We start from the raw sequence: 11,286 nt of genomic DNA, 5'->3' as shown, positions 1-11,286 counted from the left end.
GCGAGACCGCGACGGGGGTTATCGTGCGGTCGATGAGCGAGTCGACTTCGGCTGCCCGGCTCGCCGAGCCGCCCGCGCCACCACCCGAGCCCCGCCGCGCCGGTACGCGCGGCGACGCGATCGCGGTCGGCGCCGCCCTCGTGCTGGTCGCCACCGCAGCCGCCGTCGGGCTCTACTACAACCGGCCGAACTCCGGCGTGGTGATCTACGCGCCCACCGCGCCGATCTTCGCCCACTGGCTGCCCCACGTGGGCCCGGGCTCGGTGTTCGCCGTGCTGGTCGCGGCCGCCGTGGTCCTGTGGGGCCCCGCGGTCGCGACCCGGCTGTCCTGGCGACGGGCCCTCGCCGCCGGGTACGCGACTTCACTCGCCTGGATCTTCTCCCTCGCCATGATCGACGGCTGGTCGCGCGGCTTCACCGGCCGCCTGACCACCCCGCAGGAGTACCTCCACGAGGTGCCCGGCATCACGGACATCCCGCGGTTCCTGCGCGAGTTCAGCTCCCGCATCCTCGACTTCCAGCCGAACTCGTGGACCACGCACGTCTCCGGCCACCCGCCGGGCGCGACGCTGGTATTCGTCTGGCTCGACCACCTCGGCCTGCGCGGCGGCGCCTGGGCCTCCACCGCCGTGATCCTGGTCGCCGCCCTCGTCGCCGTCGCCGTGCCGGCCACGGTCGCCCTGCTCGGCCGCCAGAGCGCGGCGCGCGCCGTGCTCCCGTTCGCCGTGCTCTCCCCGGGCGCGGTGTGGCTGGGCGTCTCCGCCGACGGCCTCTTCGCCGGCGTCACGGCGACTGGCATCGCCCTGCTCGCCCTGGCCTCCGTCGGCTTCACCCGCGGCCGCCGCTACGCCGTGCCCACCGCGCTGGCGTCGGGTGTGCTCCTCGGCTACGGCGCCTTCCTCTCCTACGGCCTCGTGCTGCTGGGCCTCGTCGCGCTCGCCGTCGCCGTGCTCGGCCGCCAGTGGCGCGCCACCGCCCTCGCCGTGGTCGGCGCACTGGCCGTGGTGGCCGCCTTCGCGCTGGCCGGGTTCTGGTGGCTCGACGGCTACCACCTCGTCGTCGAGCGCTATTACCAGGGCATCGCCACGCTTCGGCCATACTCGTACTGGGTGTGGGCCGACCTGGCCGCCGTCGCCGTCGCTGCCGGCCCGGCGGTGGTCGCCGCCGCTCGCCGCGGGGTCACCGGGGCGTTCCTGCCCGAGTCGCGTCGCGGCCTGCTGCGCGACCCGGTGCTGCTACTCGGCATCGCCGCCGTGGTCACGATCGTGTTCGCCGACGTGTCCGGCCTGTCGAAGGCGGAGGTGGAACGCATCTGGCTACCGTTCGGCGCGTGGCTGCTGCCGATGACGGCCCTGCTGCCCGCACCCGGCCGCCGCTGGTGGCTGGCCGGGCAGGCGGTGACCGCGCTGGCGGTCAACCATCTTCTTCTGACGAGCTGGTGAGGTGAGGCATGGAGGACCAGGCCGGGCGCGTGCTCGTGGTCGACGACGACGAGACGGTGCGCGATGTCGTCCGGCGCTACCTCGAGGTCGCCGGCTTCACGGTCGACGTCGCGGGTGACGGCGCCGCGGGCCTCGCCCTGTTCGCCGAGCGCAACCCCGACCTCGTGGTGCTCGACGTGATGATGCCGGGCATCAACGGCCTCGAGGTCTGCCGCCGCCTGCGTCAGGTGAGCCACGTACCCATCGTGATGCTCACCGCCCTCGGCGAGGAGGAGAACCGCATCGCCGGCCTCCAGCTGGGCGCCGACGACTACGTCACCAAACCCTTCAGCCCCAAGGAGCTGGCGCTGCGCGTGGCCTCGGTGCTGCGCCGCGCCCGGATGCCGCGCGCCGCGCCTCCCGCACCCGAGCTCGTCGACGGCGACCTGCGCCTGCAGATGACCGCCCGCCAGGCCACCCTCGGCGGGGCCGAGCTGCCGCTGACCACGCGCGAGTTCGACCTGCTCGCGTTTTTCCTCGGCCACCCGGGCGTGGCCTTCTCCCGCGCCGACCTGCTCGAGAAGGTGTGGGGCTGGGACTTCGGCGACCAGTCCACGGTGACCGTCCACGTGCGACGGCTGCGCGAAAAGATCGAACGCGACCCGGCCAAGCCGACGCGGGTCGCCACCGTCTGGGGCGTCGGCTACCGCTACGACCGGGAGCAGTCATGATCAACACCGGTGAATCCGCCCTGGACATGCTCATCCACGTTCTGCACATCCTGCCGTTCGCGCTGCTGTTCGCGCTTCCGGTGGCCGCGGTGGGCGGGCTGGTTCTCTACACGCTGCGCAACCGCTCGCTCGCCACCACGATGACGGTGCTCGTGCTCATCCCGGTGATCGCCCTGCTCGTCGGCGTCATCGGCATCAGCGGCTTCATGTTCACCGAGGCCCTGATGACGGAGCTGCTGGTGTGCCTGCTCGTCGCCCTGGTGACGGTGCCCGCCGCGATCGTGCTCGGCCGCGCGATCGCGCGCCGCAGCGTGTGGGAACGCGAAGCGCGCGACCGCGAACGCGCCGCCGAAGCGTCCCGGCGCGAGCTCGTCGCGTGGATCAGCCACGACCTGCGAAGCCCGCTCGCCGGCATCCAGGCCATGGCGGAGGCGCTGGCCGACGGCGTGGTCTCCGAGCGCGACGAGGTCGCCGACTACGCCCAGCGCATCAGCGGTGAGACCACGCGGCTCTCCGGCATGGTGGGCGACCTGTTCGAGCTTTCCCGGATCACCGCGGGCGCACTCGAACTCACCATGTCCGCCGTGCCGCTCCGCGACGTCGTGAGCGACGCGGTCGCCGCGCAGTCACCCGTGGCCGAGCGCAAACGCGTGCGCGTGCTGGAGAACGCCGAGGCGTGGCCGGTCGTGTCCGGCAGCGACCCGGAGCTCGCGCGGATCGTGCGCAACCTCGTCTCCAACGCCATCCGCCACACCCCGCCCGACGGCACGGTCGCCGTGCAGCTCGACATCGACGGCGACCAGGCCATCCTCGCCGTCGACGACTCCTGCGGCGGCATCCCGGACGACGAGATCGGCCGCGTCTTCGACGTCGCGTTCCGCGGCACCCAGGCCCGCACCCCCGACCGCAGCGGCACGACCTCCGGCGGTGGCCTCGGCCTGGCGATCGCCAAGGGCCTCGTCGAGGCCCACCGCGGTCACATCGGGGTGCACAACCACGGCCCCGGCTGCCGGTTCGAGGTCCGGCTGCCGCTGGCCAAGATCGCCGCTTCCGTCTGACCGTCCGGCCACCACCGTCCGGCCATAGTGGACGGACGAGTTCAGCCGACGGTGACGGCCTCCACCGGCTCCGCCACCCGGTCCGCGGTCACGCGGAAGAACTGCATCCCCGGGAAGTGCGCGGGCGCGACGATCGTGTCGGTGCCCGCGACCTGCCGCAGCCACTGCTGACGCGTCAGCAGCGCGAGCGACGGATCGCTGTCGCTGATGAACCGGATGTTCGAGTCGACCAGCTGCGCCGGCGTGTGGAGCACGTCGCCGAGCAGTACGACCCGGCGGTCGTCCGCGGTGATGTCCACGACGTAGTGACCCGGCGTGTGCCCGGGCGCGTGCCGCGCGGTGATGCCCGGCGCGATCTCCACGTCGCCGTTCAGCGCACGCAGGTGTCCGTGGCCACGCACGGTTTCCAGCCCGATCCGCGTCCAGTCGTGGCGCCCGACCGGCTCCACGAGCGCGGCCCAGTCCTGCGCGCCGTAGAGCACCGTGGCGTTCGGGAAGTACGGCTTCCCCTGCGGCGCCAGCCAGCCGACGTGGTCGGAATGCAGGTGCGTCAACAGAACCGTGTCGATGTCGGCCGGCGAGCATCCGGCCTCGGCGAGCGCGACGGGCAGGCCGCCGCCCGCGCCCATGTCACCGTCGTCGGGCCGCAGGCCCTCCGGGAACTCGATCTCGCGCGGGCCGAGCCCCGCGTCGACGAGGATCGTCCGGCCGTTGCCGCGGACGAGGAACGCACCCGTGGGCACGTGGACGGTGCCGTCTTCCGCGAACGCGCCGGGATGTCTCCCCGCGTCGAGTCCCGGGAAGAACGGCGCCAGCAGCCGGATCCGGCCGTCGGCCAGCGCATGGATCTCGATGTTCCCCACCTCGATGGACCGCATGCACACGACCAAGATCACGGTGGCAGGAAATAATTCCGGGAAGTGACCTTCGTCTCAAGCGGGATCTCAGGCGCCGACGGGCGCGCGCAACTCCGCGGTGGCGAACGAGGTGATGCCGTCCTCGAACGTGGTTTCCGCCGTGAATCCCAGCAATTTCCTGGCCAGCGCCGGATCGGCGACCACGTGCCGGACGTCCGCGGGCCGCGCGCCGCCGACGATCCGCGGCTCCGGCCCGCCGTACGCGCGCGCCAGCTCGCGGGCGAGGTCGCCTACCGTGTGCGGGTCACCCGAGCAGACGTTGAGCGGCGTGATGTCCCCGCTCGGCCCGTCGGCGTGCAGCGCCAGGGCGTTGATGCGGGCGACATCGTGGACGTGGACGAAATCCCGTTGCTGCCGCCCGTCCTCCAGCACGGTCGGCGCCTCACCGCGCTCGAGCGACGAACGGAACAGCGACGCCACCCCGGCGTACGGCGTGTTCTGCGGCATCCGCGGGCCGTACACGTTGTGGTAGCGCAACGCCCACACCGTGCCGCCCGTCTGCCGTGCCCACGCGCCGGCGAGGTGCTCCTGCGCCAGTTTCGTTGCGGCGTACGTACTCCTGGGCAGAAGAGGTGCACCTTCGGGCACAAGTTGCCAGTGCAGTTCCGCACCGCAGTCGCCGCATGTGGGCTCGAACCGGCCGGCGTCCACATCGGACTGCCGTCGCGGCGACGGCGGCACGATCCCGTGGCGAGGGCACGAGTAGCGGCCTTCGCCGTAGACCACCATCGACGACGCCAGCACGAGCTTGCGGACGTCGGCCGCGTGCATCCCGGCCAGCAGCACCGCCGTGCCGTAGTCGTTGTTCAGCGCATACGAAGGCGCGTCCGACGGGTCCACGCCGTGCCCGACGACGGCCGCCTGGTGACACACCGCGTCGATGCCCCGGAGCAGCTCGGCGACCTCGTCCGGGTCGGTGACGTCGCCGCGCACGAACCGGTGGCGGCCCGTGTACTCCGGCGGCGTGGGCGTGCCGTGGGCGGTGGGCAGGAGGGTGTCCAGCACGACGACCTCGTCGCCCGCGTCGGCCAGCCGGTCGGCGATGTGGGACCCGATGAACCCGGCTCCACCGGTGATCAGTACTCGCACCCTGCCGACGCTAGGGCGCACGGACCGGACCACGCCCGCCCCGGCCGGACCACGTCACCGAATCGTCAGGAATCACCCGCCCACGGCGGCGGCCGGGTGCCGTCACCGGATACGGTGTCGGCATGGAACGGAGCGCACAGCGGCTGGGCCGGGCCCTCGTGGTGATCGTGGACGACCGGGTCGCCCACGGGGAGCACGAGGACAACACCGGACCGCTCGTCACCGAGCTGCTCGAAGAGGCCGGCTTCATCGTCGACGGCGTCGTGGTGGTCGAGGCCGAGACCGCCGGCATCCGCAACGCGCTCAACACCGCCGTGATCGGCGGTGCCGACCTCGTGATCACCGTCGGCGGTACCGGTGTCTCGCCGCGGGACCGCACGCCCGACGCCACCGCCGGCGTGCTCGACCGGCCGATCCCGGGCATCGGCGAGGCGCTGCGCGCGTCGGGCCTCGCCGCGGGTGCGGTCGACGCCGGCATCTCCCGGGGCCTCGCAGGGGTGTCGGGCAGCACGCTGGTGGTCAACCTCGCCGGCTCGCGCGCCGCGGTGCGCGACGGCATGGCGACCCTGTCCTCGCTCGTGCCGCACGTGATCGACGAGCTCTCCGGCCTCGAAGAGGTCTGAACCCCGGCCGCCCCGCCTGGCCCGCCACGACGAGGGCCAGGCGATTCGCATCTCTCTGCAGTTGTCAAACAGCGGGTGGGACGATGGGGTCATGCCACGTGAAGAATCCCGCCCCTCCGACACCGCGGCCGAGCGCCGCCGGGTCGACGAGATCTTCGGTGACGTGCTGCCTGAGACCACCTCGGACGAGCGAGGCCTGAGCGGGGACACCCCGGACTCCTGGTACCTGGAGAACCGGCCACCGCACCACGACCGCTGACCCTCAGACGTCCGACCTGGTGGCCTGCTCGCGCAGCAGGTCACGGATCTCGGTGAGCAGCTCGACATCGGTGGGCTCCGACGGACCCGGCTCCTGACCGCGCTTGCGACGCTCCTGCAGGTGCTTCACCGGCAGCACGAACAGGAAGTACACGATCGCGGCCACGATCACGAAGTTGATCGCCGCGTTGATCACGGATCCGAAGTCCAGGAACGTGCCCTTGTTGCCGCTGAAGATGTAGAACCCCAGACCCTGCGCGGCGTCGCTGCCGCCGATGGCGTTGATCAGTGGCTTGATCAAACCGTTGGTGAACGCCGTGACGATCGCCGTGAACGCGGCGCCGATCACGACCGCGACCGCGAGGTCCACGACGTTGCCGCGCATCAGGAAGTCTTTGAAGCCCTTCAGCATGTGCCACTCCTCGAGAGGTTCAGACGGGGGGTCCGTCGCCCATCGGAACAGGGACGGGTTAGCGGAGAGTAACCGTAACGGGTCGTTCCAGCGACGTCGCAGCGACCTCGTTGGCCACGCTCACGGGCAGCGCGAGGAGCACCAGTGGGCCTTTGTCGGGTGCGATCACCCCCTGACCCCCACTGTCGGGACGGTGCACAGTGACCACCGTGGCGTCCTTCACCAGCTCAGCGGCGGTGTGCGTCGCATCGGGAGCCGCCACGACGCCGACGTGCTGACCCGGCCGCAACAGCTCCGCGACGCCCGCGTCAGCCAGCCGGACGGCGACCGTGACCGTGCCGGAATCCCCCTTCGCGGGGAGGGCCGTCCCCAACAGGCGGACGTCCGTCAGCGGCTCACCCGCACGGGCAGCGCCGGACAGCAGCCGGCCGACGGCCGCGCCGACGTCGCCGAGCGCGCCGGCGGGCCGGACGTCGTCGGGAAGGTCGGCCAGCCGGAGATCGGCGGCGCGCAGCACGGAGCCCGCGGGCAGATCCCGCGCGGCCACCACGGTGGCTGTGGAAGGTGCACCACGCGCCGAAGCTGGGTGCAGAAGGACGAGCACGCCGGCCAGCAGCAGGGCCGCGGCCAGGAACCGGCGAAGCAGCCGGGCGCGCCTGCCGCGCAGCAAGTGCAGATCGGTCAGGCGGATGAGCAGGGTGTCCACGGTCGTCCCCTCGTCGGATCCCGTGCGGCGCGGTGCCGCACGAAACCGACGTTAGGGACGGTGGTGACCAGCGGAAAGAGGAACTTCCGCGACCTGTGGACAACTACCCCCTTGTGGACAACTCAGGGGTCAGGAGGCGGTGGAAGCGGTTTTCGTCGTGGTGGAGGAGGACGATGAAGAGTCCGTCTTCGACTCGCTCTTCGTCTCCGTCTTGGTCTCGGACTTCGCCGGCGCGGCGGCCGTGGTCGAAGACTTCGACGAGTCGCGCGAGTCGGTGCGGTAGAACCCGCTGCCCTTGAAGACCACGCCGACCGAGCTGAAGACCTTGCGCAGCGGACCGGAGCACTGGGGGCAGACGGTCAGGCTGGCGTCGGAAAAGGACTGCACCGCCTCGAAGCGGTGGTCGCATTCCTTGCAGGCGTACTGGTACGTGGGCACTGGAGCTCCTTCATGCAACTGGCACTCGTGAGACAAGAGTGCCAACCCAATTGTGCTGGACGGCATTCCCCGTGCGCAATTCCCCCTGCGTCACATCACTGTGAGAGCGGGCAACCGGACCAGACCGGCGGGGGTCAATGCCCCGGTCATCGGGACGTCGTGCGCCTCACCTGGGAGCGAATCCACCAGCTCCTCGGCCCGGACCACGGCGAACCGGTCCGCGCCGCCCGAAGTGAGCGAACGGTCATAGTGACCAGCGCCACGTCCGAGCCGCACCCCGCGGCGGTCGACGGCGAGCGCGGGCACCAGCACCACGTCGGCCTCCGACACGGCGCCGACCCCCAACCTCGGCCCCGACGGCTCGAGGATGCCGCGCAGCCGGCCGGGCACCAGCGTCGACTCGTCCGAGTAGACAGCCCAGTCGAGCGGCCCGACGACATCCGGGATCACCGGCAGCAACACGCGCGAACCGGCCTTGACCAGGGCGTTGAGCAGCGAAACGGACCCCGGCTCGGTGTCGAACGGCACGTACGCGCACACCGTCCCCGCGGCCACCGAAGCGGCCGCCGAAGCCAGCGCCTCGGCCTCCGCCGCGTGCTCCGCAGGGCTCACTGAGGCGCGCGCCTGAAGAACTCGTGCACGCCACTCCGCCTTGCTCAGGTGCTCATTGCCCGGTGCCAGCATGCGACCACGTTAGGCTTTGCGCCCATGACGGGCGCCTCAACCTCCCAGACGTTCAGAACAGCCATCGTGCCTGCGGCCGGACTCGGGACCCGATTCCTGCCGACGACGAAAGCGGTACCGAAAGAGCTGCTGCCCGTGGTCGACACGCCGGGCATCGAGCTCGTCGCGAGCGAAGCCGCGGCCGCGGGGGCGAAACGCCTGGTGATCGTGACCTCGCCCGGCAAGGACGCCGTCGTCAAGTACTTCGAGGCGCAGCCCGAGCTGGAGAAGACGCTCGAGGCCAAGGGCAAGACCGAGCTGCTCGAGAAGGTGCGGCGCGGGCCGGGGCTGCTCGACGTCGAGGTCGCCATCCAGGAGCAGGCGCTGGGCCTGGGCCACGCCGTCGCCCAGGCCGAGCCGAACCTGACCGACGAGGACGAGGCCGTCGCCGTGCTGCTGCCCGACGACCTCGTACTGCCCACCGGCGTGCTCAACCGCATGTCGGCCGTCCGCGCGCAGCACGGGGGCAGCGTGCTCTGCGCGTTCGACATCCCCAAGGAGCAGATCTCGCCCTACGGCGTGTTCGACGTCTCCGACACCGACGACCCGGACGTGAAGCAGGTTCACGGCATGGTCGAGAAGCCGCGGCCGGAAGACGCGCCGTCGACCTACGCGGCGGCCGGGCGGTACCTGCTCGACCGCGCGATCTTCGACGCACTGCGCCGGATCGAGCCGGGCTCCGGCGGCGAGCTCCAGCTGACCGACGCCGTGGCGCTGCTGATCAAGGAAGGCCACCCCGTTCACGTGGTCGTGCACCGCGGCGGACGACACGACCTGGGTAATCCGGGTGGTTTCCTGCGCGCCGCCGTCGATTTCGCGCTTGAAACGCCCGAATACGGGCCATCGTTACGGACGTGGCTGACCGAACGGATCGGGACCGAACGCCCATGACGGACTCCCTCGACGCTGCCCCGGCCGAAGAGGCCCCGGAACCCGCGGAGGCGGAGCTGCGCTCTGTCGACGCGCAGATCGCGCTGACGCTGGACGCCGCCGTCCGGCCGCGGCCGGTCCGCGTGGCGATCTCCGAGGCGCAGGGCCTGCTGTGCGCGGAGGAGGTGGTCGCCGAGCACGCCCTGCCCGGCTTCGACCAGGCCGCCGTGGACGGTTACGCGGTGCGCAGCGTCGACGTCCGCGCCGCCGGCGACGAGCCGGTGCAGCTGCCGGTGGTCGGCGAGATCCAGGCCGGCTCCCGCCAGCCGCGGCGGCTGCAGCCCGGGCAGGCGGTGCGCGTGGACACCGGCGCGCCGCTGCCGACGCTCGCCGATGCCGTCGTGCCCACCGCGTACACCGACGGGCACCAGGCCAAGCTCACCGTGCACAAGTCCGTGCCGTCGGCCGCGTACGTGCGCCGCGCGGGCGAAGACGTGCAGATCGGCGACGTCGCCGTACGAAAGGGCGACACCATCGGGTCCGCGCAGGTGGGCCTGCTCGCCGCCGTCGGGCGTGCGAAGGTGCTGGTCTACCCGCGTCCGCGCGTGTCGATCGTGTCCGTGGGCGACGAGCTCGTGGACGTCGACCGCACGCCGTCCGTGGGGCAGGTCTACGACGTCAACTCCTACGCGCTGGCCGCGGCCGCGCGCGACGCCGGCGCCGAGGTGAGCCGCGTCGGCATCGTGCCGAGCGACCCGAAGCGGCTGCGCGAGATCGTCGAGGGCCGGCTGCTGATGTCGGAGATCGTGGTGGTCGCGGGCGGTGCGGGTGGCGCTTCCGGCGACGAGGTGCACGCCGCGTTGTCCGACCTCGGCCACATCGACATGACGCGCGTGGCGATGCACCCGGGCTCGGTGCAGGGCTTCGGGCGGCTCGGCCCGGACTCCGTGCCGACGTTCCTCATCCCCGGCAACCCGATGAGCGCCCTGGTGGTGTTCGAGGTCCTGGTCCGGCCGCTGATCCGGGCCGCGCGCGGCACGCGTAACCCCCACCGGCGCATCGTCGGCGCGCGGCTGCTGTCGCCCATCACGTCGACGAAGGGCCGGCGCGGCTACCTGCGCGGCCAGCTGCTGCGCGACGAGGCCAACGGCGAGTACCTCGTGCAGCCGCTCGGCACGTCGGGTGCGCACCTGCTGGCGTCGCTGGCGGAGGCGAACTGCCTGATCACCGTGGACGAGGACCTCACCGAGGTGGCCGCGGGCGAGCAGGTGAAGGTCACGTTCCTCGCGCAGCGGGCGTAGTGGGCTCGTACTCGTACCCGGTCGAAAGCCGCCACCCGGGCTGGCCCGCGAAGCTCGGTGGGCTGCGCGTGCCGGCCGGGGTCGTCAGTGTGCGACCGGTACGGCTGCGCGACGCCGGCGAGTGGAGCCGCATCCGCCTGCGCGACCGCGACCACCTCGAACAGTGGGAGCCGACGGGGATCGGGCCGTGGCCCGACCGCAACGCGTTCTGGTCGTGGCCCTCGCAGTGGGCGGCCCTGCGCGGCCTCGCGCGGCGCGGGCAGTGCCTGCCGTTCACGATCACGGTCGACGGAAAGTTCGCGGGGCAGATCACGGTGGGTAACGTCATCCGTGCCTCGCTGCGATCGGCCTGGATCGGGTACTGGGTGTCGTCGGACATCGTGCGCGGCGGGGTTGCCACGGCGGCTGTCGCCCTCGTGACGGATCACGCCTTCGAAGCGTCCGGCTTGCACCGGCTCGAGGCGACCGTGCGGCCGGAGAACAACGCGAGCATCCGCGTCCTCACCAAGGCCGGCTACCGGCAGGAGGGCATGTTCGAGCGTTACCTCGACGTCGCCGGCGCCTGGCGCGACCACCTCTGCTTCGCCGTGACGAAAGAGGAGATCGGCGACGGCCTCGTCTCCCGGCTCGTGGCCATGGGACGCGCCGACCTGCTCTGATGGTGACTACGGGTCCGGTTCCGATCACGCGTTACCACATACTGTGAGATTCACCTAATCCGGTGACGCAATTTCGTGAT

14 protein-coding genes are annotated in these 11,286 nt (G+C 71.7%); 8 read left to right on the top strand and 6 right to left on the bottom strand.

What is annotated here, in order from left to right:
• Window positions 1-32: 32 nt before the first annotated feature.
• From AB0878_RS35270 to AB0878_RS35260, 3 genes are read left to right on the top strand one after another with little or no spacing between them, the layout of a single operon-like run.
• Window positions 33-1,442, top strand: a complete 1,410-nt coding sequence (locus AB0878_RS35270) for a hypothetical protein (RefSeq protein ID WP_366584718.1) — start codon at window positions 33-35, stop codon at window positions 1,440-1,442.
• An 8-nt stretch (window positions 1,443-1,450) separates the two neighbouring features.
• Entirely contained in the window at window positions 1,451-2,152 is a 702-nt protein-coding gene (locus AB0878_RS35265; RefSeq protein ID WP_366584716.1) for a response regulator transcription factor, read from the top strand.
• A complete protein-coding gene (locus AB0878_RS35260; protein WP_366584714.1) occupies window positions 2,149-3,210 on the top strand; it encodes a HAMP domain-containing sensor histidine kinase in 1,062 nt (353 codons plus the stop codon). The genes AB0878_RS35265 and AB0878_RS35260 overlap by 4 nt, the downstream gene beginning before the upstream one ends.
• A gap of 41 nt (window positions 3,211-3,251) precedes the next feature.
• Here AB0878_RS35260 and AB0878_RS35255 read toward each other — a convergent pair whose 3' ends face one another.
• Both AB0878_RS35255 and AB0878_RS35250 read right to left on the bottom strand, forming a co-directional pair.
• Entirely contained in the window at window positions 3,252-4,106 is an 855-nt protein-coding gene (locus tag AB0878_RS35255; RefSeq protein ID WP_366584712.1) for an MBL fold metallo-hydrolase, read from the bottom strand.
• A gap of 48 nt (window positions 4,107-4,154) precedes the next feature.
• A complete protein-coding gene (locus tag AB0878_RS35250) occupies window positions 4,155-5,216 on the bottom strand; it encodes an SDR family NAD(P)-dependent oxidoreductase (RefSeq protein ID WP_366584710.1) in 1,062 nt (353 codons plus the stop codon).
• 122 nt (window positions 5,217-5,338) lie between these two features.
• On the opposite strand from AB0878_RS35250, the gene AB0878_RS35245 reads away from it, so the two are divergent.
• A complete protein-coding gene (locus AB0878_RS35245) occupies window positions 5,339-5,839 on the top strand; it encodes a MogA/MoaB family molybdenum cofactor biosynthesis protein (RefSeq protein ID WP_328604492.1) in 501 nt (166 codons plus the stop codon).
• A 91-nt stretch (window positions 5,840-5,930) separates the two neighbouring features.
• On the top strand, window positions 5,931-6,098 hold the full coding sequence (locus AB0878_RS35240) for a hypothetical protein (RefSeq protein WP_366584707.1): 168 nt from the start codon (window positions 5,931-5,933) through the stop codon (window positions 6,096-6,098).
• Between the two features lie 3 nt (window positions 6,099-6,101).
• Here AB0878_RS35240 and mscL read toward each other — a convergent pair whose 3' ends face one another.
• The 4 genes from mscL to AB0878_RS35220 all read right to left on the bottom strand — a co-directional run bounded on the left by mscL (window position 6,102) and on the right by AB0878_RS35220 (window position 8,337).
• A complete protein-coding gene (mscL, locus tag AB0878_RS35235; protein WP_366584705.1) occupies window positions 6,102-6,509 on the bottom strand; it encodes a large-conductance mechanosensitive channel protein MscL in 408 nt (135 codons plus the stop codon).
• Window positions 6,510-6,567: 58 nt separating this feature from the next.
• A complete protein-coding gene (locus tag AB0878_RS35230) occupies window positions 6,568-7,215 on the bottom strand; it encodes an SAF domain-containing protein (RefSeq protein ID WP_366584703.1) in 648 nt (215 codons plus the stop codon).
• A gap of 129 nt (window positions 7,216-7,344) precedes the next feature.
• The gene (locus AB0878_RS35225) at window positions 7,345-7,653 is read right to left on the bottom strand and encodes an FmdB family zinc ribbon protein (protein WP_366584701.1); all 309 of its coding nucleotides are present in this window, start codon (window positions 7,651-7,653) and stop codon (window positions 7,345-7,347) included.
• Window positions 7,654-7,743: 90 nt separating this feature from the next.
• Window positions 7,744-8,337 (bottom strand): 5-formyltetrahydrofolate cyclo-ligase, encoded by a 594-nt coding sequence (locus AB0878_RS35220; RefSeq protein WP_366584699.1) that lies wholly within the window; start codon window positions 8,335-8,337, stop codon window positions 7,744-7,746.
• A gap of 24 nt (window positions 8,338-8,361) precedes the next feature.
• Here AB0878_RS35220 and AB0878_RS35215 point away from each other — a divergent pair, with 24 nt between their 5' ends.
• The 3 genes from AB0878_RS35215 to AB0878_RS35205 are packed head-to-tail and all read left to right on the top strand — an operon-like array spanning window position 8,362 to window position 11,206.
• On the top strand, window positions 8,362-9,267 hold the full coding sequence (locus AB0878_RS35215; RefSeq protein ID WP_364049271.1) for a UTP--glucose-1-phosphate uridylyltransferase: 906 nt from the start codon (window positions 8,362-8,364) through the stop codon (window positions 9,265-9,267).
• Window positions 9,264-10,547, top strand: coding sequence for a gephyrin-like molybdotransferase Glp (gene glp / locus AB0878_RS35210; protein ID WP_366584697.1), 1,284 nt, complete (start codon window positions 9,264-9,266; stop codon window positions 10,545-10,547). The genes AB0878_RS35215 and glp overlap by 4 nt, the downstream gene beginning before the upstream one ends.
• Window positions 10,547-11,206 carry a GNAT family protein gene (locus AB0878_RS35205; RefSeq protein ID WP_366584695.1) on the top strand — a complete coding sequence of 220 codons (660 nt, stop codon included), beginning with the start codon at window positions 10,547-10,549 and terminating at the stop codon, window positions 11,204-11,206. The genes glp and AB0878_RS35205 overlap by 1 nt, the downstream gene beginning before the upstream one ends.
• Window positions 11,207-11,286: the final 80 nt, after the last annotated feature.

Source organism: Amycolatopsis sp. NPDC047767 (genome assembly GCF_040704195.1).
Lineage (GTDB): Bacteria > Actinomycetota > Actinomycetes > Mycobacteriales > Pseudonocardiaceae > Amycolatopsis.
This window is presented reverse-complemented; position numbering and strand designations above follow the sequence as displayed.

Bases quoted from the DNA above. Each gene is read 5' to 3' on its own strand.
- AB0878_RS35270 (WP_366584718.1), top strand. From the start codon at position 33: ATGAGCGAGTCGACTTCGGCTGCCCGGCTCGCCGAGCCGCCCGCGCCA.
- AB0878_RS35265 (WP_366584716.1), top strand. From the start codon at position 1,451: ATGGAGGACCAGGCCGGGCGCGTGCTCGTGGTCGACGACGACGAGACG.
- AB0878_RS35260 (WP_366584714.1), top strand. From the start codon at position 2,149: ATGATCAACACCGGTGAATCCGCCCTGGACATGCTCATCCACGTTCTG.
- AB0878_RS35245 (WP_328604492.1), top strand. From the start codon at position 5,339: ATGGAACGGAGCGCACAGCGGCTGGGCCGGGCCCTCGTGGTGATCGTG.
- AB0878_RS35240 (WP_366584707.1), top strand. From the start codon at position 5,931: ATGCCACGTGAAGAATCCCGCCCCTCCGACACCGCGGCCGAGCGCCGC.
- mscL (WP_366584705.1), bottom strand. From the start codon at position 6,509: ATGCTGAAGGGCTTCAAAGACTTCCTGATGCGCGGCAACGTCGTGGAC.
- AB0878_RS35220 (WP_366584699.1), bottom strand. From the start codon at position 8,337: ATGCTGGCACCGGGCAATGAGCACCTGAGCAAGGCGGAGTGGCGTGCA.
- AB0878_RS35215 (WP_364049271.1), top strand. From the start codon at position 8,362: ATGACGGGCGCCTCAACCTCCCAGACGTTCAGAACAGCCATCGTGCCT.
- glp (WP_366584697.1), top strand. From the start codon at position 9,264: ATGACGGACTCCCTCGACGCTGCCCCGGCCGAAGAGGCCCCGGAACCC.